This is a genomic window from Bradyrhizobium uaiense (assembly GCF_010811875.1).
GTDB classification, from domain to species: Bacteria; Pseudomonadota; Alphaproteobacteria; order Rhizobiales; family Xanthobacteraceae; genus Bradyrhizobium; species Bradyrhizobium uaiense.
In genome coordinates this window covers 75,517-98,012 of record NZ_VKHP01000006.1, presented here as the reverse complement: position 1 = coordinate 98,012, position 22,496 = coordinate 75,517, and the positions used below count along the sequence as shown (strand labels likewise).

At 65.9% G+C, this 22,496-nt stretch carries 14 protein-coding genes and 1 pseudogene; 6 read left to right on the top strand and 9 right to left on the bottom strand.

Annotated elements, in window-relative coordinates:
- Nucleotides 1-80 precede the first annotated feature (80 nt).
- From metC to FNJ47_RS03150, 5 genes and pseudogenes are all read left to right on the top strand, one after another.
- Nucleotides 81-1,175: pseudogene (gene metC / locus FNJ47_RS03170) on the top strand (cystathionine beta-lyase); the annotation flags it as partial.
- A 286-nt stretch (nt 1,176-1,461) separates the two neighbouring features.
- Nucleotides 1,462-2,265 (top strand): Flp pilus assembly protein CpaB, encoded by an 804-nt coding sequence (gene cpaB, locus FNJ47_RS03165; RefSeq protein ID WP_163150552.1) that lies wholly within the window; start codon nt 1,462-1,464, stop codon nt 2,263-2,265.
- A gap of 13 nt (nt 2,266-2,278) precedes the next feature.
- Complete coding sequence (locus FNJ47_RS03160; protein ID WP_163150550.1) at nt 2,279-3,748, top strand: type II and III secretion system protein family protein; 1,470 nt, start codon at nt 2,279-2,281, stop codon at nt 3,746-3,748.
- A 29-nt stretch (nt 3,749-3,777) separates the two neighbouring features.
- The gene (locus FNJ47_RS03155; protein ID WP_163150548.1) at nt 3,778-4,521 is read left to right on the top strand and encodes a CpaD family pilus assembly protein; all 744 of its coding nucleotides are present in this window, start codon (nt 3,778-3,780) and stop codon (nt 4,519-4,521) included.
- Nucleotides 4,518-5,786, top strand: a complete 1,269-nt coding sequence (locus FNJ47_RS03150) for a CpaE/TadZ family protein (RefSeq protein WP_163150546.1) — start codon at nt 4,518-4,520, stop codon at nt 5,784-5,786. Before FNJ47_RS03155 ends, FNJ47_RS03150 begins: the two co-directional genes overlap by 4 nt.
- Nucleotides 5,787-5,815: 29 nt before the next feature.
- Here FNJ47_RS03150 and FNJ47_RS03145 read toward each other — a convergent pair whose 3' ends face one another.
- Both FNJ47_RS03145 and FNJ47_RS03140 read right to left on the bottom strand, forming a co-directional pair.
- Nucleotides 5,816-6,640 (bottom strand): tetratricopeptide repeat protein, encoded by an 825-nt coding sequence (locus FNJ47_RS03145; protein ID WP_163150544.1) that lies wholly within the window; start codon nt 6,638-6,640, stop codon nt 5,816-5,818.
- Between the two features lie 138 nt (nt 6,641-6,778).
- Nucleotides 6,779-7,024, bottom strand: coding sequence for a PilZ domain-containing protein (locus FNJ47_RS03140; RefSeq protein WP_163150542.1), 246 nt, complete (start codon nt 7,022-7,024; stop codon nt 6,779-6,781).
- Nucleotides 7,025-7,372: 348 nt separating this feature from the next.
- On the opposite strand from FNJ47_RS03140, the gene FNJ47_RS03135 reads away from it, so the two are divergent.
- Nucleotides 7,373-9,055: a Na/Pi cotransporter family protein gene (locus FNJ47_RS03135; RefSeq protein WP_163150539.1), complete on the top strand. Its 1,683-nt coding sequence runs from the start codon at nt 7,373-7,375 to the stop codon at nt 9,053-9,055.
- Between the two features lie 19 nt (nt 9,056-9,074).
- Here FNJ47_RS03135 and FNJ47_RS03130 read toward each other — a convergent pair whose 3' ends face one another.
- The 7 genes from FNJ47_RS03130 to FNJ47_RS03100 form a co-directional block, all read right to left on the bottom strand.
- A complete protein-coding gene (locus FNJ47_RS03130; protein ID WP_163150537.1) occupies nt 9,075-10,883 on the bottom strand; it encodes a M23 family metallopeptidase in 1,809 nt (602 codons plus the stop codon).
- 199 nt (nt 10,884-11,082) lie between these two features.
- Nucleotides 11,083-11,421: a lipid-A-disaccharide synthase N-terminal domain-containing protein gene (locus FNJ47_RS03125; protein ID WP_163150535.1), complete on the bottom strand. Its 339-nt coding sequence runs from the start codon at nt 11,419-11,421 to the stop codon at nt 11,083-11,085.
- Entirely contained in the window at nt 11,421-12,254 is an 834-nt protein-coding gene (locus FNJ47_RS03120) for a glycosyltransferase family 2 protein (RefSeq protein ID WP_430649348.1), read from the bottom strand. Before FNJ47_RS03120 ends, FNJ47_RS03125 begins: the two co-directional genes overlap by 1 nt.
- Nucleotides 12,255-12,267: 13 nt before the next feature.
- Entirely contained in the window at nt 12,268-13,113 is an 846-nt protein-coding gene (locus tag FNJ47_RS03115; RefSeq protein WP_163150533.1) for a phosphatase PAP2 family protein, read from the bottom strand.
- Nucleotide 13,114: 1 nt separating this feature from the next.
- A complete protein-coding gene (locus FNJ47_RS03110; RefSeq protein WP_163150531.1) occupies nt 13,115-14,860 on the bottom strand; it encodes an ArnT family glycosyltransferase in 1,746 nt (581 codons plus the stop codon).
- A gap of 82 nt (nt 14,861-14,942) precedes the next feature.
- Nucleotides 14,943-17,057, bottom strand: coding sequence for a penicillin-binding protein 1C (pbpC, locus tag FNJ47_RS03105; protein WP_163150529.1), 2,115 nt, complete (start codon nt 17,055-17,057; stop codon nt 14,943-14,945).
- A complete protein-coding gene (locus FNJ47_RS03100; RefSeq protein ID WP_163150527.1) occupies nt 17,054-22,261 on the bottom strand; it encodes an alpha-2-macroglobulin family protein in 5,208 nt (1,735 codons plus the stop codon). Before FNJ47_RS03100 ends, pbpC begins: the two co-directional genes overlap by 4 nt.
- Nucleotides 22,262-22,496: the final 235 nt, after the last annotated feature.

The window sequence follows — 22,496 nt, the reverse complement described above, 5'->3', positions numbered from 1 at the left end:
GTGCAAGTCGAACCGACAGCGTGCGTAGCCCGCGCAGCGCGAGGTAGACGTCATCGGGGCCGACGCAGACGCCGAGCACCCCGCCGGTGTTTCACGGCTCCACCGTGCTCTATCCGAGCGCGGAGGACCTCCACGCCCATCGCGCCGAATTTACCTATGGCCGCCACGGCACCCCGACCACCCGGGCGCTACAGGACGTGCTGATGGCGCTGGAAGGCCCGCAATGCGCCGGCGTCGGCCTCGCCCCGTCGGGACTGTCCGCGATCAGCACGACGCTGCTCGCCGTGCTGAAGGCCGGCGACCATCTGCTGGTTTGCGACAATGCCTATCGGCCGACCCGCAATGTCTGCGAAAAGCTCCTGAGGCGCTACGGCATCGAGACCAGCTATTTCGATCCGCTGATCGGCGCCGGCATCGCGGCGCTGTTCAAGCCGAACACCCGCGCCGTTCTGGTCGAGGCGCCCGGCTCGCAATCGTTCGAGATGCCCGACGTGCGCGCGATATCGGCCGTGGCGCATGCCCACGGCGCGCTGATGATCGATGACAACACATGGGCGACCCCGCTCTATCGCCGTTCGCTCGAACAAGGCATCGACATCAGCATGCAGGCCGGCACCAAATATTTCAGCGGCCACTCCGACATCATGTTCGGCACCATCGCGGCCAACGCGAAGGCCTGGCCGCTGGTCCAGGAGGCGATCGGGGTGCTCGGCGTCTGCGTCGGCCCCGATGACGTCTACCTCGCGCTGCGCGGGCTACGCACGCTGTCGGTTCGACTTGCACAGCACCACCGCTCCGGGCTCGAGATGGCGCGCTGGCTTGCGGCGCGACCCGAGGTCGATCGCGTGCTGCACCCTGCCCTCGAGACCGATCCCGGGCACGCGATCTGGAAGCGCGACTTCACCGGCGCCTCCGGCCTGTTCAGCATCGTGCTGAAGCCGGTGCCGCAGACCGCGGTCGATGCGATGCTCAACACGCTCAAGCTGTTTGGCATGGGCTTTTCGTGGGGCGGGTTCGAGAGCCTCGCCATCCCGTTCGATTGCAGCGACTATCGCACCGCGACCAAATGGTCGCCGGGCGGACCGACGCTGCGGCTACATATCGGGCTCGAAAGCCTCGACGATCTCAAGGCCGATCTCGATCGCGGATTTGCGGCGTTGAAGGCTGCGCGCTGATCCGTCGGCGCGGACTACACGTCAGCCGAGATTAACCACAACCGCCCGGCCGTGACGCGGCGCTGCGACCCGCGTCCCGTGCATCGAGTACGCGCGATCTCCGGGATTCTGCGGAGATGTGACGGCACCGATAAACTCGCCGTTCACCATCCCCACCAATCCCTTAATTGTCCGGACGTTCCATCAAGTTCCCTTATACTTTTGCGGCCGTAGTGATGCTCCCGGGAAGGGCTGTCGGTGCCGCAAGGACGTGACTGCCCTGAGTTAAGGGCATTCAGACAATCGCATGAAGACGGCACGCATCGTGGTCCTCGGCATCGCCGGCGTCGCAGGCCTCGCGGCCATGTATCTCGCGAGCGTTGGCGATCGCAAACCGGCGCCGGTCGCGCCGCCGGTCGCACAGCTACCGACCGTCGAGGTGCTGGTGGCGAAGTCCGACATCGGCCTCGGCCAGTCGGTCAAAGCCGAAGACGTGCAATGGCAGCGCTGGCCCGCTGAAACCGCAAGCGCGGCGTTCATCCGCCACGACACCAATGCCAACGCCATGACCGACGTGATCGGCTCGATCGCACGCGCTCCTTTCATCATCGGCGAACCGATCCGCGAGCAGAAACTGGTCAAGGCCAATGGAAGCGGCTTCATGGCCGCGATCCTGCCCTCCGGCATGCGCGCGATCTCCACGGAAATCTCGCCGGAGACCGGCGCCGGCGGCTTCATCCTGCCGAACGACCGCGTCGATGTGATCCTGTCGCGGCGCGACAAGAACCCCGATCAACAGCAGGGTAACCGCGACATCATCACCACCGAAATACTGCTGTCCAACGTCCGCGTGCTGGCGATCGACCAGGCGCCGAAAGAGAAGGACGGCAACAACTCCCTCGTCGGCAAGACCGTGACACTCGAGCTCAAGCCCGAACAGGCCGAGACGCTCGCGCGCGCCCGGCAGAGCGGCACGCTGGCGCTGGCGCTGCGCAGCATCGCCGACATCAATGAGACGATCGACGAGACCAGAGACCAGGCCCCGAAGCGGGGCGAGAGCATCAAGGTGGTGCGCTTCGGCATCCCTAGCGCTCAGACGACACAGAAGTGATGGGGGCTTCGATATGACAACGGGTGCAAAAAAACTGGCGACGCGGACCACGCTGGTCCGTTCGCTGTCATTCTCGGCGGTTACCGCCCTGATGCTGGTCCCGGCTCTCGCCGGCGCGACCGATCCCGACAAGAACGCGGACGTCGCAGTGACGAGCAGCATTTCCGCCAAGATGCGCTCCGTCTCGCTCGGCGTCGGCAAGTCGGTGGTGGTCGACCTGCCGCGCGAGGCCAAGGACGTCCTGGTTGCCGATCCCAAGATCGCCAACGCCGTGATCCGCTCGGCGCAGCGTGCCTATATCATCGGCGCGGCGGTCGGCCAGACCAACGTCGTGTTCTTCGACGCCGAGGGCAATCAGGTCGCGTCCTACGACATCGCGATCAAGCGCGACCTCAACGGCATGCGCGCCGCGTTGAAGCAGATGCTGCCCGGCGTCCAGATCGAAGGCGTCGGCGACAGCGTGGTGCTGACCGGCACGGTGGCGAGCCCGGTCGAAGCCCAGCAGGCCGGCGACATCGCCGCGAAGCTCGTCGGCAGCGCCGACAAGGTCGTCAATTCCATCGTGGTGCGCGGCCGCGACCAGGTGATGCTGAAAGTCACCGTCGCCGAAGTGCGCCGGGATGTCGTCAAGCAGCTCGGCGTCGATCTCAGTGCCAATATGAATTACGGCACCGCTGCGGTGGTCTTCAACAACGCCAACGCCTTCACCGCCAACAACGGACCGCTCGCGCCCAGCAACGTGCTGGCCGGTGCGGCCCTGAACAAGCTCGGCGTGCCGACCGTCACCGCGACGCTGCGCGCGATGGAAAACGCAGGCGTCGTGAAGACGCTGGCCGAACCCAACCTCACGGCGATCTCCGGCGAGTCCGCGACCTTCGTCTCGGGCGGCGAGTTTCCAATTCCGACCGGCGTCACCTGTCAGACCACGACGTCAGGCACGATCGGGAATTGCGTCCAGACCGTCAGCTTCAAGAAGTTCGGTATCTCGCTCAACTTCACTCCGGTGGTGCTGTCCGAGGGACGCATCAGCCTGAAGGTGATGACCGAAGTGTCCGAAGTCTCGATGGAGAACGCGTTGACCGGCGGCCAGGGCGGCACGACGATCCCCTCGATCAAGACCCGCCGCGCCGACACCACGCTGGAGGTGCCCTCCGGCGGCTCGATCGCGATGGCCGGATTGATCCAGGAGCAGACCAAGCAGGCCATCAACGGAATGCCGGGCGTCGATCAGATCCCGGTCCTCGGCCAGCTGTTCAGGAGCCAGGACTTCGTCAACAACGAGACCGAGCTCATGGTCATCGTAACGCCCTACGTGGTGCGCGCCGTTGCGCAGAAGGAATTGTCCCGTCCCGACGACGGATTTGCTCCGGCCTCCGACGCACAGTCGGCGCTGCTGGCGCGCGTCAATCGCATCTACGGCGTTGCCGCCCGTGCCGAGCCGATCGGCGCCACGCCGGTCAATTTCGGCTTCATCATCGACTGAGGCGCGAACCTGAAGGGTTGGGGGATCCTATGATGATACGCAACACACAAGCCGGACATACGAGGTCGCTGTCGCTGTGCGGCGCCCTCGTCGCCACGGCGATCGCGCTCGGCGGCTGCAATCTGACCGGCGACAATCTTGCCACCGGCACCGTGCCCGACGACTACCGGCAACGACATCCGATCGCGATCACCGAGGGTGAGCAGTCGATCGTCGTGTTCGTGGGCCATGCCCGCGGCAATCTCACCGAAACGCAGCGCGACGACGTCATGGGGCTGGCCCGCACCTGGCGCCGTGAAGGCACCGGCGCGATCGCGATCGATGTGCCGGCCGACACCTCGAACACACGCTCGACGCAGGCGGTGTACCAGGAGATCCGCGGCGTGCTGGCGTCGACGGGGGTGCCGGCGCACGCCATCACCCGGCGCTCCTATCACGCCGACGACCCGCGCGCGCTCCCGACCATTCGCCTCAGCTATCCGAAGATGGCCGCGGTCGCCGGACCCTGCGGCGTGTGGCCGAGCGACCTTGGTCCCTCGATCTACAATCCCGGTTACAGCGAGAATAAGCAGTACGAGAATTTCGGCTGCGCCACGCAGCGCAATCTCGCCGCGATGGTCGCCAATCCGTCCGACCTCGAACAGCCGCGGACCGAGACCGCCGCCTACACGCCGCGCCGGTCGATCGCATTCCAGAAATACCGCAAGGGTGACTCGACCGCGACCGCCTACCCCGAAGCCGATAGAGCGAAACTGAGCGACGCCGGGAAATGACCGAACAACAGGACGAACCGCAGCACGCCCACGACCACATCGCGCCGGCACCGCGGATTTCCGTGCAGGCCTTCTGCGCCAGCGTCGCGACGGCCGCGACCGCGCGCGCCGCCGCCGAAGACCGCCGGCTGGCCAAGGCTCACCTCTCCGTCCACATGGGCGGCATCGCAGCGGCGATCGACACCTATCACAAGGCGCCGACGCCCAACGTCATCATGCTGGAGACCGAGCCGGACAACGATTTCCTCGCCGGTCTCGATGAGCTCGCCACGGTCTGCGATCCCGGCACCCGGGTTGTCGTGCTCGGCACGCCGGGCGAAGCTGCGCCGTATCGCGAATTGGTCCGGCGCGGCGTCAACGACTACGTCATCGGGCCGGTCAAGGTGCTCGACATCGTCCGCTCGATCTGCAGCCTGTTCTCGTCCTCGGAAGCGGTCTCGGTCGGCCGCCTGATCGCGGTCGCGGGCGCTAAAGGTGGCGTCGGCGCCTCGACCATCGCCCATAATGTCGCCTGGACCATCGCGCGCGACCTCGGGCTGGATTCGGTCGTGGTGGATCTCGACCTCGCCTTCGGCACCGCCGGGCTCGACTACAACCAGGATCCGACACAGGGCATCGCCAACGCGGTGTTCGCACCCGAGCGTCCGGACAGCGCCTTCATGGAACGCCTGCTGGCAAAGTGCGGCGACCATCTCAGCCTGCTGGCGGCCCCGGCCACCCTCGACCAGGTCTACGATTTCGGCGCCGAGGCGTTCGATGCCATCTTCGACACGATGCGCATGACCACGTCCTGCATCGTGCTCGACGTCCCGCATCAATGGACCGCCTGGACCAAACGCGTGCTGGTCGGCGCCGACGATATCCTGATCGTCGCCGAGCCCGACCTCGCCAACATGCGCAACACCAAGAACATGATGAACTTGCTCCGGACCGCGCGTCCCAATGACCGGCCGCCGCTCTACTGCCTGAACCAGGTCGGCATGTCGAAGCGCCCCGAGATCGAGGTCAAGGATTTCGCCAAGACGATCGAGAGCCAGCCGATCGCGTCCATTCCGTTCGATTGCAGGCTGTTCGGTGAAGCCGCCAACAACGGCCAGATGATCGCGGAAGTCTCCGCGCGTCATCGCACCACAAAGACCTTCCTGCGGATCGCGCAGCGCCTCACCGGCCGTCCCGATCTCGCCGAGGCCCGCGAGTCGTTCCTGTCGCCGATCCTCAAGAAGCTGCAGTCGCGTCGGAACGACGGCCGCCGCGCTGCTGGCTAGCAGCCGTCCGGATTTCGCGTGAAGACGCTCTAGTCGCGGCCGCTGGTCGCGACCGGGATCTTGTCCGAATCGGTCCGGCTCGCATCCCTGCGCGCCAACAGCCGCTTCAGCGCGGCGACATTCGCTGAGCCCTGCTCCGGCGGCAAATCGGCCTTCATGATGGTCTCAGCCTCGGCCTGGCGGCCCTGCAAGCCGACCACGACCGCCAGATTGGTGCGCACCCGCATGTCCCCGGGTGCGCGCTCCCGGGCGCGGCGCAGCGTCTCCTCGGCCTTCGGCAGGTCCTTCGACAGCAGATAGGACAGGCCGAGATTGGAGAGCACCGACGGATCGTCGGGCACGATCTTCAGCGCACTCGAATAATACTGGCGGGCCTCGTCATGCCGATCGAGTTGATCGAGCACGGCGCCCTGCACGGACAGGATGCGCCAGTCCGGGTCTTCCGGGGTGTGGGCGCGTCCGAGCACATCGAATGCCTGCTGGAAATTGCCGTTGTCGGCGAGCGCCCGTCCATAGCCCGCGAGCAGTGCCTTGTTGCTGGGCTGTGCCAGCACGGCCTGCTCCATTACCGCGACGGCCTGTGCCCGCTGGCCGGTGGCGCGCAGCGCCCGAGCGTATTTCAGCGCGGCGTCGGTGTCTTTCGGGTTGGCGCGGACACGCTCGTGGTAGGTTGCGATGTCGCTCCGGGGATCGGCCGGGGCCGGCGTGGCCTCCGCCGTATCGCCCAATGACCCGGTGATGTCTGATGGCCCCGAGGTCTGACAGGCGGATAGGCCAATCAGCAAGATCACGGCAGATACCGAGCCGGCGAGATGGCGCACGCGGCCTGGAGGTCGGGGTAGTTTCTCGGACATCAATGAGACTCGGAACAGCGAAGGTTCCGGGATGCTCACAGCTTAACCCTAAGTTCCGGTTAAGGATGCCATCATCTCGCCGTCATCCGGCCCAGAAGCGGTGCCGGATGCCGCGCGGAAAGCCAGCCGGGCGGCTGGTCAGTCGACGAACTGGGCGCCGAATTCGTGCCCGATTTGCCAGGCCAGACGGCACTGGCGCGGGCTGCCGCTCGACAGGATGATGGTGAACTCCGGCGGAATCTCGAGATATTCGGCGATCACCTTGACACCGCCAGAGGAAATGTCGGTGATCATGCAGTCACGCGGCAACGACCCCGTGCCCAACTGAATTTTGGCAACGCTCCGGCAGGGCCGGCGTTCGCTCTTGCGGCGATTCATGAACATTCTGGATCCCCAAGTCTTTCTGGGCAGCTTCTTGGCTGGACAGCTCTCTCGTTCCTACCGTCATAACGGCGAAAGATTGGAAACTGCCTAGCGGAACCAATCGCAATTGAGCATTCTGGTTCGAGATTCATTTACCGGGCGCCATCTTTGAACCATGAGGCCGGCGCCAAAGTTGCCAATGACCCCAGCGCCTTAATTGGCGGCCTCTTCGTTATCGGCGCTCTCCGCCAGCGTTATCGGCGCTCTCCGCCAGCCTGTTCCAGCGGGAACAAAAAGGGGTTGATCCCAGGTCAGTTGGCTCTATAGCGTGACCCCTTCGACTCGAATTTGCCGGGATATCCAGGAAGTATGGGAAGCCTTGTTCTGCTTGATCTGATGGGGGGCGTCGCCCTCCTGCTGTGGGGCCTGCACATGGTCCACAGCGGGATTCTGCGTGCCTTCGGGCCCGATTTGCGGCTGTTGCTGGCGAGGGCGCTGAGCAACCGGTTCACCGCCCTTGGCGCCGGCCTCGGTCTGACTGCCCTGCTCCAGAGCTCGACCGCGACCGCCCTGATCACCAGTTCTTTCGCGGCCGAGGAGATCGTGAGCCTTGTGCCGGCGCTCGCGATCATGCTCGGTGCCAATATCGGCACCACGCTGATCGTGCAGGTGCTGTCGTTCAACATCGCAGCCGTAGCGCCGGTGCTGTTCATCACAGGCCTCGTCGCATTCCGCAGCGGGCCGCGCTCCCGGATCAAGGATCTCGGCCGCGTCTCGATCGGCCTCGGCCTGATGCTGCTCGCGCTGCACATCCTGCTCGATACGATGGCCCCCGCCGAGAATGCCCCGGGCGTGCGCGTGTTCCTTGGCGCGATCACCGGCGATCCCGTGCTCTGCATCCTGATCGGCGCTGTCGTCACCTGGCTGGTCCACTCCAGCGTTGCCAGCGTGCTGCTGGTGATGTCGCTGGCCTATTCCCAGTTCATCTCGCCCTATGCCGCGTTCGCGCTCGTGCTCGGTGCCAACCTCGGCAGCGCCATCAATCCATTGATCGAAGGCGCTCGGCGCGAGAATCCGGCAAGCTACCGGCTGCCGGTTGGCAATCTCGTCAACCGCGTCGTCGGCATCCTGCTGGTGGCGCCGTTCCTGCGCCCGATCACGGAGACCATCTACGCCTGGCAGCCCGATCTCGCCAAGGCGACCGCGCTGTTCCACATTGCGTTCAACGTTGCGACTGCGCTGCTGTTCATCGGCGTGCTCGACCATATGGCGCGCCTGCTCGAGCGTCTGTTGCCGAAGCGGGCACAGGAGACCGATCCGTCACGGCCGCGCTATCTCGACGAGAGTGCACTGGAGACGCCGTCGCTCGCGCTGGCCGATGCGGCGCGCGAGGTGCTGCACATGGGCGACCACACCGAGGCGATGCTGCGCAAGGTCATGACGGCGATGATGACCAATGATCGCGCCGTGGTCGACCAAGTCTCGAAGATGGACAACACCGTCGACCATCTGAACGAGGCGATCAAGCTCTACGTCACCAAACTCACCCGCGGCAGCCTCGACGAGCGCGAGGGGCAGCGCGCGATGGAGATCGTTTCGTTCGCGATCAATCTCGAGCATATCGGCGACATCGTCGACAAGAATCTGAGCGAGCTCGCGACCAAGAAGATCAAGCACCGCCTGCAATTCTCCGCCGAAGGTGCCGAGGAATTGTCGGCATTCCACAAGCGCACGATCGACTCGCTGCGGATGGCATTCGGCGTCTTCATGTCAGGCGACGCCAACGAGGCGCGCAAGCTGCTTACCGAGAAGGCTGCACTGCGCACAGCCGAATTGGCCGCCGTCGAGCGCCATCTGGAGCGCCTGCGCGAAGGCCGACCCGAGACCATCGAGACCACCTCGCTGCATCTCGACGTGCTGCGCGACCTTCGCCGCATCCATTCGCACATCTGCTCGGTCGCCTATCCCGTGCTCGATGCCGCCGGCGAGACCGCCGCCGATCGTGAGAATGCGGTCGATGCAGCCGAGCTTCCGGCGCACGGGCGGCTTTAATCAAACGCGCCTTCGAAGGTTACGTCGGCGGCCGGTGGTCGGAGCCAGGCTGCCGCCGCGGAAACGCGGAGGCCGCAGCGAGTTGGTCGATGCTGTCCCGCTGGCGATCGAAAGCTCCAAGGAGCTCGCCTTGCAGCAGCCGGCCGCCTGACAATTTCATCCGAAGCGGATCGACGTTGCGGCCGTTGATCCGCACCTCATAGTAGAGATGCGGACCGGTCGAGAGGCCTGTCGATCCGACATAGGCAATGGTGTCGCCCTGACGAACACGGTCGCCGATCTTCAGTCCGGGCGGGAAACTCGCAACATGGGCATAGGTCGTCTCGTAGCCACGATCGTGACGCACGCGGATGTATTTTCCATAGCCGCGTTCGTACCCTTCGGTCTCGACGACGCCGGCACCCGCAGCCGCGATCGGCGAGCCGTAGGACGCGGCAAAATCGACGCCCTCATGGAAGCGGCGGTCGCCGAGGATCGGATGAATCCGCCAGCCAAAGCCGTCGCCGAGGCGCCCGCTGACGACCGGCTTGCGCAACAGGAATTTGGTGATGGACTGGCCGCTCTCATCATAGAAATCGGAGCTGCCGTCGTCCGGCGCAGTGAAGCGATAGTACCGGCGGGTCTGCCCGCCCGCCGTCAAGTCGATGAAGACCAGCTCCGGCTGGCCAATGTCGTTGGGAGCGTAGATGATCTCGGCCACGTCGGTGTCGCCGAGCGGCTCGTCGAGGTCGAAATCGCGGCCGCACAGGCGCATCAATTCGGCAAGAATCCCCGTGTCGACGTGATTGGAGCGTGCAAGCGCGTTAAGCCCATCACGTAACGTTTCGCCGGGAACGGCGTGCGCGTCGATCGACTGACGCAGCGTACTCTCGCTCCGCGAGGAACTGTCAGGCTGCTCCGGCGCGATCGCCTGATATTCGCCGCCATCGGTGCGACCGACGGCGGTCACGCTGGCGTCCGCCCGTTCGATCGACACTTTCGCGACATGACCGCGTGGCGAACCGTTGTCGCCGTTCTGCTCGACGATCGTGATCTTCTCGCCGCCGGACAGTGCCGCTTGCGTGCCAAGCGACGGGAAAGCGGCAAGAACGGCTGGCGCGTCCTCCGCAGCCGCGGTCAACGCCCGCAGAATGGCAGACAGCGTGTCACCGGCTCTCGCGATAATGACGTGTCGATGGTGGCGCGACGACACGGGAGACTTCGGCAGGTTGGTTACGTTGACGGCGTCACCGATCGGAGAAGGCGGCTGCGGCACGGCTTCATCAGCAGCATAAGCGCTGGTGCCGCCCGGCAGCCCGCGGCGGGATGGACCGGCCCGGATGATGGGCGGCAACTCCGACAGCGCAGCGCTTAGTGAGTATGCTCGCTGCTGGTCCTTGCTGTCTCCCGGTGCATCGCGATGGTCCGGTTGTGGCTGGGGGGCGATCTCCGCGAGTCGGGCTGACACCCGCGTGAATGGACGGACCGAACCCGTATCGCTTAGCTGCTCGATCTTGAGTGCGGTGGAATTGCCTTGCGAGTCGTGCCTCCGATCCAGACGATCGCCACGCCGCGCTTCGTCAACCACCTGCCCCGTAAAGCGCGGCAGCGAAACGACCGGCGATGCCGCGAATCGCGTGCGATTGCCGAACGCGCCGCGAAGCGCGCCACCAAGGAGAACGAGGGCAGCGGTCCCGATCAGAACCGTCCCCGCGATCCAGCGGATGTTGACCGCGCGCCGGTCCGGCACACCGCCCTCGCCGGTCAGCGGCGGCGCGTCAGGCAGCGGAACATCGCGGACAATCGATCGATAACCACCCGCTTTGGTCGCCTCGCCACGGCTGGTCATCAACGCCCCTCATGCCACGGCGCATGATCTCGGGATGCCGCCACGCCAACGACAAGGCGTAGATGCCATACGCCTTGAGGCGAATGTTTGACCGCCGTTCAGATTCGGTCGCAATTGATGCCGAGCTGAACTCGATGCTGGAATTTATCGAAATTGCAGGAAGCCCGGCGTACCGCTCGCCGCGCGGCGACCGCTGGGATCAGTTCTCGAGCGTCTTCGACCCGCGTCCGCGGTTCTTCAGGATCAGCATGATGTTGCGGATGTAGATCAGCGTGGCGAGGCCCTGCCCGATAATGATGACCGGCTCACGCTTGGCGAGCCCGTAGATCAGCGTCATCAAGCCGCCGCCCATCGAGAAGAACCAGAACGCCATCGGCACCACGCTCTGCCCGGCGCGCTCGCTGGAAATCCACTGCACCAGGAAACGCGCGGTGAACAACAGTTGCGCGACGAGGCCGAACGCCAACCAGAAATCGAACTTGGCGACGAACGTGTCGTAAAAATAGGCGCTCAGCGCCTGGCCAAACTGAATCAGCATCACTTCACCTCGGTAGCGACCGGCGCTGCGGCGACATCAGTCACCTCAGTGACGACCGGCGTCGGCTTCTTGCGGCGGATCAGCCACCACACGCCGGCAAGATCCATGATCCCGATCCAGAGCCGGTCGAAGAATCCGTAGTTTGACACGCCGGAATGGCGCGGGCGGTCGACGACATCGACATAGGCAATCGCGAGCCCCTCGCGGCGGACCAGCGCCGGAAGGAAGCGATGCAGCCCGTCGAAATAGGGCATCGTCAAAAACACCTCGCGCGGAAACGCCTTCAGGCCGCACCCGGTGTCGCGGGTGCCGTCGCGCAGGATGATCCCGCGCACCGCATTGGCGATGCGCGATTGCAACTTCTTGAAACCGGTGTCCTTGCGCCCCACGCGCTGGCCTGCGGCGAGGCCGACCCGGCCATTGCCGCTTTCGATCGCCGCGATCAGGTCCGGCAGGAAGGCCGGATTGTTCTGACCGTCCCCATCGAGCGTTGCCACGATTGCGCCGCGCGCGGCGCGCACGCCACTGCGCACGGCGGCCGACTGCCCCGAAGAGACGGTGTGGCGGAGTTGCCGGAGATTGGGCCGCTGCGCCATGATCGCGCCCAGCCGCTCGCCGGTCGTATCCGTCGAGCCGTCATTGACGTAGACGATCTCGTAGGCCCAGCGTCCGTCGAGCGCAGCCGCGATCTCGGCGATCAGCGGCGCGATATTGTCCGCCTCGTTGCGCACAGGCACGACGATGGAAACGGCGACCGGCGTCTGGTCGGGAGCAGGCAAATCGGCACTCGTGGTTGGTGTTGTCAGTGGCTGGAACCCGCCCGATCCGGCCATCGGGCGACCGCTTTTATGGGGCGAAGGCGCTCCCCGCAACCCTTTTAAGGCGCCCTTCCGACGGTCCCGGCAGCGCCACAACGGTCCCATCGCGATCAATGGCGAAACCAAGGCGGCGGGCCGCGAACCAGTAGCGCACGATCATTGCGCCGATCACGCCGACCAGCGCGCCCGCCACCACGTCGCTCGGGTGATGAGCCAGCAGTACCAGCCGTGTCGCGATGATGATCAGCGCATAGACCAGCATCACGCCCCGTGCCCGCGGCCATACTGCCGACACGGCGAAGGCCAGCGCGAACGCAGTGATCGAATGTCCCGACGGAAAGCTCGAATAGGCCTCGGTGCCGGCGAAATGCTGGAAGTTGAACGCGTTGGCCTTGCCGCCGACAAAAGGCCGCCCGCGGCCGACGATCCACTTGATCAGTTCACCGACCGCGACCGACAGCATGATCGACAGGAACAGGTACTGCAGCCGCGTTCCGAGGCCGAGCAACGTCGCGCGCGGCACACCGCGCAGTGCAGGTGCCGCCAACGCCACCGCAATCAGCAGCAGGCCGAGCGCGCTCAGCACATACTCGTCCTTGCCGAAATCGGTGAGCACTTTCACCCACCAGAGACCCGGCGTGCCACGTGGTGGCATCAGGCTGATCTCTGCGACATCGACCACATACATCAGCGTGACGATCACGCCGCCGACGATGACGACGAGCAACAATGCGTGGCGCGCGGAGCGTCGCGCCGCCTCGGCCCGGCGCGAATGCGACGGCGCCCGCACCAGCTGGGCAAAGGACAGCCAGACCAGCGTCAGCAATCGTCCGAAATAATTGGCGGATTCCGGGATGGCGGGCGGCGCCGGCATGTCACTCCGTTCCTTCAGAACGGAAGATTGCAATCGAGACCGCCTTGCCCTGCGAGATGTTGTAGCCCTCGATCCGCACCGGCGCGTTGTAGCGCAGGCCGATGGCCTCGGCGCGCTGCACGAAGGCGCGTTCCGAGCGCTGTTCGACCAGCGCGAAGCGGCAGGAGCCCTGCCCGAGGAAATCCGCGGCACCCGATCCGTCGGTGAGCAGCGTCGAGGTATCGGTCATGAACACGAGGCTCGGCTCATGGAAGCCGGCGGCCGCCGCCTTCGGGCCGACGCAGGTCACGTTGCGCAATGCGCGTGCGACCTCCTGGCTCGGAAACACCGTGGTGAGCCGCGGCAGCACCACGCCATACGTGGCGCCTGCCATCAACACCGCGGCGATCACCGCATTGAGCAGCGAGCGCTCAGCACGGCTATCCTCGAACATCCACCACGCGATCAGACCGAACACCATCGCCACGGCGAACAACGGCCAGGCCGGAAACACCGGCTGATGGATCGCCTTGATCGCGCCGACGATCACCAGCACCGCGCCGAACGCGGGGATAGCGAACCACCAGGCGGCGGCGCGCAACAGCCAGGGTGAGCGCGACAGCACGCGCCGTTCCAGCGCGCCCACGGTCAGGATCGCGATCGCCGGATAGAGCGGCAGCACGTAATGCGGCAGCTTCGTCAGCACCGCCTCGAACACGATCCAGGATGGAATCAGCCAGGCCAGCAGGAACTGGGCGCCGGGCTCACGGCGCGCGCGCCAGATCGCAGGCGCCGCCATGCCGGCGAGCGGTGCGCCGGGCCAGAACGTGATCCAGAACAGCAGCAGATAGAGCCCTGGCGGCGCGCCGTGAGATTCCTGTGCGCCGAGCTTGCTCAGCATGTCGCCGCCGACCGAGTCGGCAAAGAAGGCGTCGCCCGCGCGGAGGAAGATCAGCACGAACCATGGCAGCACCAGCACCAGGGTCCACATCAGACCCCAGACCGGGCGCATGCGCCAGAACCAGGCCGCCGAGCGATCGAGTATCGCAAGCCCGGCCATAGGGAGGCCGACGAACATCAGGATCAGCGGCCCCTTGAGCAGGATGCCGACCGCGAGCGCCGTCCAGAAGACCGCAGGCGGGCCCCATGATGGGTGCGCCGGATCCTCGCCGCGCTGCCAGGACATGTAGACTCGCGCCATCGCCCCCATCGCGGCGGTGACCGTCAGGAGCAGCATCGCGTCGGTCTTGGCCAATCGCGCCTCGACGCCGAGCAGCACGCAGCTTGCCATCATCAAGGCGGCCAGCACCGCGCCCTGTCGTGTCACGAAGGCGAGCGCCGTCCAATATGTGAGTAACACCGCGCCGATCGCCCCGATCAGGGACGGCAGGCGGTAGACCCAGATGCGGACCTGGGCGCGCGGCACCCCGAGCGCGGAGATCGTCTTCAGCGCCGCCGCTTGCATCCAGTAGATGCCGACCGGCTTCTTGTAGCGGACGTCGTCCTGGAAGCGGATGTCGACGAAGTCGCCGCTCTCGACCATCTGTTTGGTCGCCTGGGCAAAGCGGACCTCGTCGCGGTCGATCGGCGGGATGGTGAAGAAGCCCGGCAGGAACAGGACGAGACAGGTCAGCGTCAGGAACAGGATCGAACGCCATTGGCTGGCCGTTGCGAACTCGAACGCCATGAACAGCCTGCGGCTGGAATGCGCAGGTTTTACAGACTGTTGCCCTGCTCCGAAGCGCCGGGGTTGGAGGCTATCCACCATGGGTTTCGCATACGATGAAACCGCACCGCAAACAACCGTGCTGTTCCGCTTTCCAACGGTGCCGTTCCGCTTTCCCGTGCGATCATTGCACGCGGATCACAACGGTATCCGCTGCCCCCGTGGCGTCGATCACCGTGAGCCGCGCGAAGCCGGGCCCGGGCGGCTCGATCAGGCGCTGGCGCCGGCTGTCGATGTCCCCGGCTGAGACACCATTGACGAGAACCGTCAGCGGCAGCACCCCGCCGGCGACCTTGACCGGCATCGTCGCGTTGCGGCCGCCCTCGGATTGATCGACGTCGATGCGCGAGCCGTTCAGCGGAAACTGGATGTGCGGCGCCTGGTCGTTGCCGCTGCGGACCAGTTCGCCGAGCGGCCGGAACCGGCGCAGCGGCGGCGGCAGCTTTGCGTTGGACGCGACCAGCACGCCCCGCGGCGGCTTCGGCAACGGCGCCGGGATCTTGCCGGTGCGCGCAAAGGCGTCGAACAGGATCGGCGCCGCCGCCGTGCGGCCGACCAGGCCCGGCACCGGTGCGCCGTCTGGACGGCCGACCCAGACCCCGATCGTGATGCGGCCGTCGAAGCCGACCGACCAGGCATCGCGATAGCCGTAGCTGGTACCGGTCTTGAACGCGATCCGGTTGTGCACGCCGTTCTCCGGCGGCGGCGTGCCGAGCAGGACATTACCAACCTGCCAGGCCGCGGCCTGATCCATCAGGCGCATCGTGTCGCGGCCATCACTCACCTGCACGATCTCTCGCAACGGCTTGGTCGCGCCGAGCCGCGCCAGGCCGGAATAGAGCTGGGCGAGATCCTGCAGCGTGATGCCGACGCCGCCGAGCCCCATCGCAAGGCCGGGCGCTTCATCTTTCGGCAGCACGAGACCGGTGCCGGCCTGCTTCAGCCGCGACGACAGCCGGCTGGCACCGACCCGGTCGAGCAGCGCAATCGCCGGCACGTTCAGCGACAATTGCAGCGCCTTGCGGATCGGCACAGTGCCCTGGAACGTCATGTCGAAATTCTCCGGCGCGTAGGTGCCGAAGCGGATCGGCCGATCCTCGATCAGGCTGTCGGGATGGACAAAGCCGTCCTCGAAGGCGAGGCCATAGATGAACGGCTTCAGCGTCGATCCCGGCGAGCGCACCGCGCGCGTCATGTCGACCTGCCCGGCCCGCCGATCGTCGAAATAATCCGCCGAGCCGACCCGCGCGAGCACGTCGCCCGTTTCATTGTCGACCACGACGATCGCAACCGAGACGTCAGGTCCCAGTGCGATGGCGCGGTCGCGTCCCAGCGCCTCCAGGTTCCGTTGCAGCGTGGCGTCCAGCGTCAGTCTGATGACGGCCGTATCCTTGATCGTCGCAATCGCCTGATCGGACGAATGCGGCGCCAGGATCGGGATCTGCTTGCGCAGCTTCGGCACCGCCGCAGCCCTCGCCTGCGCAGCGTCCTCCTTCGACACCACGCCATCCTCGACCATGCGATCGAGCACGCGATCGCGCGCGGCATGGGCAGCTTCCGGATAACGATCGAGCCGCCGCCGCTCCGGCGATTGCGGCAAGGCGACCAGCAGCGCGGCCTCGGCGAGCGAGAGCCGCTTCGGTTCCTTGCCAAAATAGGCGATCGAGGCGGCGCGCACGCCCTCGAGATTGCCGCCGAACGGCGCCAGCGCGAGATAGAGATCGAGGATCTGGTCCTTCGAGAGCTGCTGCTCAAGTTCAACCGCACGCACCATCTGGCGCAGCTTGGCGTAGACCGAGCGCTGGTGCCGCGGCTCGATCAGCCGCGCCAGCTGCATCGTGATGGTCGAGCCACCCGACACGATATGGCCGCGGGTGAGAAGCTGGAATCCGGCGCGCGACAGCGCCAGCGGATCGACGCCGTGATGCTCATAGAAGCGCTTGTCCTCATAAGCGAACAGCAGCTTCAGATAACCTGGATCGACTGACGTCTTTCCGTCGACCGGCAACCGCCAGCGCCCATCCGCCATCGCATAGGCACGCAACAGTTTTCCATTGCGATCAATGACTGATGTCGAGACCTGCTGCGCCTGCGCAAGCGGCAGCGGACCGAGCGAGACCATCCAGCCGGCGAACGCGCCGGCTGCGACCAGCGCCACGACGGCACAGATCGTCAGCACTGGCCTGATCCGTCGCCAGCGCGATCCGCGTACCGGTGCTGTCGTCAGCGTTGCACTCATTTCGCCGGCTTCACCTCGACCGCACCGGTGCCGCTTCGGCCGTAGCGCGAGGGATTGTACATGTCCTCGACATAGGCCTGCGGCAGCACGTATTTGCCGGGCGACACCGCGCGCACGACATAGGCGACGGTGAACACCGACTTGTCGTTGGCGCCCCGGTCGATCGCCGCGGTGAAGCGATCATCGCGGAACTCGGTGTTCTTCGGCTCGACACCATCCTCGATCCATTCGAGCGTGCCGGAATCGCCTGACGACACCAGATTGGGGTTGTCGATCTCGAGCCCGGCCGGCAGATAGTCGGCCACCATGATGTGACCGAATTCCGGTTTCGCTTCCGTCACCTTCAGGACAACCGCGAAGCGGTCATTCTGTTTCGCCTTGGTGACGTCCGCCGGCTTGCCGTCGAGCGTGAAATAGCTGCGCTCGATCTTGAAGCCATTGGAAGCCGCAGGCTCCGGCGTCACCGGCGAGCCCGACACCGAAACCACCGCCTGCACCGGCGCATCGCCGGTATTGGTGATCTTGAGCGGCTGGCCCGTCATCTCCTCGGCCTTGTAGCTGCGATAGACCGCGGTTTTGACCGGCTGGCCGTTGATGTCGAGCGCCATCGTTTCCTTGGCGAGCGCGCGCGCCGCCAGCACCATCCATGCATTCTCCTGCGTCGAAGTGTAGGGCGACGGCCCCCGCGCCGCTTCGACCCGCAGCACGGCCTGCGTCAGCGTGGTGCGCGGCGCATTGCCTTCGCCGGCAAGCGAGACCAGCGCCGCCGCATCGCGCAGCGCCGAGCCGTAATCCACCCGGCCGAACTCGATCACCGGTTTGGGGTTCAGCGCGTCGAGCGCGGCGCCATAGACCCGCTCGGCCCTCGCCTTGTCGCCGACCAGGGCCAGCGCCGCGGCAAGCTGCGCCTTGGAGATCGGCGTCGCCAGATTGCTCAGCTTGGTATCGGCGAGATAGCGCAGATCGCCGATCGGTGCCGCGCCGTTGCGCGCGAGCACGTAGAGGCCGTAGGCCAGATCGCGGCCGCCGTCCTTCTCCGGCTCGTTGGCATTGACCACGGAGTTCCTGACGCGGTCGAGCGCACTCTTGAACAGCACATCCGGTACCGCAAAGCCCTTTTCGCGAGCCCGGGTCAGGAAATCAGTGACGTAGGCATCGAGCCAGGCGTCGTCACCGCCCGCCGACCACAGGCCGAACGACCCATTGGAGCCTTGTCGAGCCAGCAGCCGCTCGATCGCATCGCGGATGCGCTGGTCGACCGCGGTGTCCATCGCGAGGTGGGCGCCGGCGGCAAGATCGTTGACATAGAGCAGCGGCAAAGCGCGGCTCGTGATCTGCTCGGAGCAGCCATAGGGGTAGCGATCGAGCGCCTTCAGGATGCTCGCGGCATCGAGCGCGGTCGACAGGCTCGCCGAGATCGAGACGCTGCCGGTGCCCGGCACGAGATCGGAGAACATGTCGGACGTCAGCGTCAGGCTCTCGCCCTTCGCCAGCGTGCGGATCGAGCGGCGCGCCAGGACTTGCGTCGCCGGCTTGACGTCGAGCGCGTAGTGCCGCGCCAGCGCCAGTCCGTTCGGCCCCGAAATATTGACGTCGAACTCGGCTCGTCCAGCACCGCCGGCCTCGAGGCCGAGCGACAGCGACGAGCGCTGCTTGGCGGCGAGCTTCACCGTCGTGGTCGAATTGCCCGAAGCCTTGATCGGGCCACTCGCCTTGACGCTGACGGCGTAGTCGCCGGCGGCGCCCTCGACATTGTCGATATCCATGCTGATGGTGCCCTTGTCACCGGTCAGCAGGAAGCGCGGCAAGGTCGCGGTCACCACCACGGGGTCGCGCACGATCACATCGGTCGTGGCGCGGCCGAGCTTGGTGGCGCTCCACGCCACCGCCATCACCCGCGCGGTGCCGGCGAAGTCGGGGATGTCGAAGCTCACCTCGGCGGTGCCGTCAGGACCGACCGTGACGATGCCGGAATAGAGCGCGAGCGGCTTCTGGGTCGGCGGAGAGCCCTGCAACTCGGCGCCGGCGGCGTCACCGCCGCTGCGGATCTGGCCGCGCGTGCCCTGCATGCCGTCGATCAGCTGGCCATAGAGGTCGCGGATCTCGGCGGTCAGGCGGCGCTGCCCGAGATAATAGTCATCCGGCGCCGGCGGCTTGTAGTTGGTCAGATTGAGAATGCCGACATCGACCGCGGCCAGCACCACCTTGGCGTCCTCGCCGGGATTCAGCCCGCCGAGCTTGACCGGGATCTTCAGCGTCGAGCCGGGGCGCACCAATGCAGGCGGCGACAGCGCGACGGCAAGCGTGCGCGTCTTCTTGTCGATGCCGAACCATTTCAGCCCGATCGCACGGCCCGGCATACGCCCGGCGGCAGCATCGAGCGGACGGCGCAGTGTCGCCATCACATAGGCGCCGGTGCCCCAATCGCTGCCGAGCGGGAGCTTGACCTGCTGGGTGCCCTCCTTGACGTCGACGCTTTGCGTCGTCAGCAGGCGGTCGCCGAGCACATAGACCGTGAGCTTGCCTGAGGTGCGCGCGTTGACCGACACGGTCATGGTGTCGCCCGAAGCATATTCCGGCTTGTCGATCGAGGTCTCCAGCAGATCGGGCGTGTCGGCGCTGCCGTCGGAATACCAGCCGACGTCGAACTGCACCGAGGTTACGGGGCCGTCGGCGTCGGTCGATTTGACGTCGAGCCGGTACCGGCCGGGCTGCGGCTGGAAGGTCAGGCGCATCGGCTTGTCGGCCGCGAGGTTCGCGTCGCCATCGGCAACGCGGCGGGTCGACTTGACCGGCTCATAGTTCCACGACGAATTCTGCCGGTACCATTGGTAACGCGACTCTAGCTTCAGGAGTTCGTAGCGCAGCCCGTCGCGCTGGAGCTGCTTGCCGTCGGGCGCGACGAACACAACGTCAAACTCGGCTTTGTCGCCTTCCGCGACGCTCTTGTCGCCGAACAGCGGCTTGACGCCGATCAGCGAGGCGCTAGACGCCACCGGCAGCACGATCTTGCGTTCAACGGAGCGGCCGCCGGTCTCCGCCATGCGAATGAAGATCTGGGCCTCCTGCGGCCGGGTCGAGGCCGGCACCTTGTCGAGCTTGACCGGGAAGCTGGCGGCACCATTGGCGTCGGCCTCCGGCAGATCCTCGATCGGGGTCCGCTCATTGCTCGCGGTCTGCTCATCGTCGACACCGAACTGGTAGCCGGCATAGCCGGGCCGGCCGTTCGCCGCCGGCGCCACCAGCATGTCGCCTTCGAGCTGCAGGCCTGAGGCCGGCGCACCGTAGAGGAAATGGCCGGAGACCTGAAGTTCCACTGGAACTTCAGCTTTGATCACCTTCTCCTTGCTGGTCAGATCAAATTCGACCCGCTCGGGGATGTAATCCTCGACCATGAAGGTGGTTTCGCCGACCGACGAGCCCTTGGGATCGGTAAAGACGCGGGCGCGCCAGGTCCCGGTCGGCACCGCCGAGTTCAGCGCCACCGCCAGCATCCGGCCGCCGGCGCCCTGGTCGGGCAGCACGGCACGGCGGAATTCGACGCCGTCGGGGCGCTCAATCACCATGGTCAGCGGCGTCCCGGCCAGGGCGTTGCCCTGCCCGTCGCGCAGCAGCGCGGTCAGATAGACGGTCTCGTTGGAGCGATAGACGCCGCGCTCGGCATAGACGAAGGCGTCCGCGCCAGCGGGGATCGCCCGGCCGGCGACGCCGCGGTCGGTCAGGTCGAAGGCATTGGTCTTCAGGCTCAGGAAAGCATAGTCGGCTTTCTCGCCCGTCACCGTCAGCAGCGCCGGCGACAGCCCACCCTCGCCGCGCGCCAGCCCCTGCTCGAACAGCACATGACCGGCCGCATCCGTCTTGCGGGTCGCCAGGATCTCGTTGTTGCGGGCGACCAGTTTCACTTCGGCGTTGGCGACCGGTTCGGTCGAAGCCAGCGAATTGACGAAGACGTGGATACCGTCATTGCCGGAGAACGCCGACAAGCCCATGTCCGAGACGATGAACCATTGCGTCGCCAGCGTGCCGTCGTCGTCGCTGCCAGGTCCCTTGGCCGCAGCGGTCATGACATAGACGCCCGGCTGCAGGTCACCCAACGCCTGGTCGACCGGAAATGCGGTGACGACGTCCTGGTTCAGCGTAGTGGCCGTCGCAAGCTCGCCCGACCACACCTTGACGCCGCGCTGGTCGCCGAGATCGGAAAGCTGGTAGCGGCTCAGCGTGCTCTGGAAGTCGCTGTCGATCACCGTGTTGATCAGGTTGCGGTCACCGATCCGGAAGACGTCGACCTTAACCGCCGGCGTGTTGACGCTCACCACCGGGATACCGCGCTGTCCGGTCCGCGGCAGCACATAGGCGCGCCCGGTGAACCGCACGAACGGCTTGCGGTCGCGGACATAGATGTTGAATTCGGCCGATTTCGGCAGGGTCTCCTTGACGGTCGACGGCAGGCCGGCGCGCAGATTGATGTTGTAGCGCTCGCCGTGCTTCAGCCCGTCGACGCAGAGCTGCTGGCCTTCCGCCGAAAGAGCCGGCTTGTCGGTGCCGGCGAGCGCCAGGTACGGCGCGAAGTCGACGCGCTTGGCCAATTCCTCGGAGAACTGAAAGCAGGCTCGCGGCGAGGCCGCGTCGGAATCGACGGTATAATCGAGCAGCCGGAAGCCGTGCTCGTCGCGCATTTTCTCATACTGGCCGCGGACATCGGCCACCTCGCGCATGTCGAGCGACATCCGCAATGCATCCAGCGCCGGGCGCCACAGCTTGCGCTCGGCGAGCGCCTTGCCGAGCACCGCCAGCGCGTCGGCCTCCTCGCCCGCATTGCCGGCACGCTGATAGGCGATATAGGCGGCGGTCGAGGCGCGCTCCATCAGGAAGGTCTGTTCGCTTGAGCTCGCCGAACGGATCTGGAACACGGTCTTTGCGAGCCGCAGCCAGTTGGCGCCATCCTCGGGCGCGGTCGCCGCGATCTGGCCGAGGATCGTGAGCCCGCCCCGGAAATCGTTGCGCTTGAAGGCGGCATCCGCGTCGGTGCGCAGGGTCGCGGCCGACTTGTTGACCGCGCCCGCCTCGCTCTTGATCTGGGCCTCCAGCTTGATCGCGGAATCGGCGAGATCATCGCGCCTGAAGGCCTTGTCCGCAGCCTGCGCGCTCACTAAGGCGAGCGCCAGCGCGGCGCAAATTGCGGCGGCACGAACCAATCCGATCATGGTGGAGCTCCTGAACGCCCCGCGGTCGAACGCCGCGTTGGGGCTAAAAAATGCGCGAAAACGTGACGGACTGAAGGCGCCGACATGAACGGACGAAAACGTCGCAGATCGCATTGCCGACATTCCTTCGACCTGCCCAACGGCAGCGCAATGCCGGCTCGGCGGGCTGGTCTGGCCAACACAGGGCGGGACCCCTGCTCGCCTTTGTCGTCCGACCACAAAAATCGGTTCGGAC

Bases quoted from the DNA above. Each gene is read 5' to 3' on its own strand.
- pbpC (WP_163150529.1), bottom strand. From the start codon at position 17,057: ATGAGTGCAACGCTGACGACAGCACCGGTACGCGGATCGCGCTGGCGA.
- FNJ47_RS03135 (WP_163150539.1), top strand. From the start codon at position 7,373: ATGGGAAGCCTTGTTCTGCTTGATCTGATGGGGGGCGTCGCCCTCCTG.
- FNJ47_RS03115 (WP_163150533.1), bottom strand. From the start codon at position 13,113: ATGCCGGCGCCGCCCGCCATCCCGGAATCCGCCAATTATTTCGGACGA.
- FNJ47_RS03120 (WP_430649348.1), bottom strand. From the start codon at position 12,254: ATGGCCGGATCGGGCGGGTTCCAGCCACTGACAACACCAACCACGAGT.
- FNJ47_RS03140 (WP_163150542.1), bottom strand. From the start codon at position 7,024: ATGTTCATGAATCGCCGCAAGAGCGAACGCCGGCCCTGCCGGAGCGTT.
- FNJ47_RS03160 (WP_163150550.1), top strand. From the start codon at position 2,279: ATGACAACGGGTGCAAAAAAACTGGCGACGCGGACCACGCTGGTCCGT.
- FNJ47_RS03110 (WP_163150531.1), bottom strand. From the start codon at position 14,860: ATGGTGGATAGCCTCCAACCCCGGCGCTTCGGAGCAGGGCAACAGTCT.
- cpaB (WP_163150552.1), top strand. From the start codon at position 1,462: ATGAAGACGGCACGCATCGTGGTCCTCGGCATCGCCGGCGTCGCAGGC.
- FNJ47_RS03100 (WP_163150527.1), bottom strand. From the start codon at position 22,261: ATGATCGGATTGGTTCGTGCCGCCGCAATTTGCGCCGCGCTGGCGCTC.
- FNJ47_RS03150 (WP_163150546.1), top strand. From the start codon at position 4,518: ATGACCGAACAACAGGACGAACCGCAGCACGCCCACGACCACATCGCG.
- FNJ47_RS03130 (WP_163150537.1), bottom strand. From the start codon at position 10,883: ATGACCAGCCGTGGCGAGGCGACCAAAGCGGGTGGTTATCGATCGATT.
- FNJ47_RS03145 (WP_163150544.1), bottom strand. From the start codon at position 6,640: ATGTCCGAGAAACTACCCCGACCTCCAGGCCGCGTGCGCCATCTCGCC.
- FNJ47_RS03125 (WP_163150535.1), bottom strand. From the start codon at position 11,421: ATGCTGATTCAGTTTGGCCAGGCGCTGAGCGCCTATTTTTACGACACG.
- FNJ47_RS03155 (WP_163150548.1), top strand. From the start codon at position 3,778: ATGATGATACGCAACACACAAGCCGGACATACGAGGTCGCTGTCGCTG.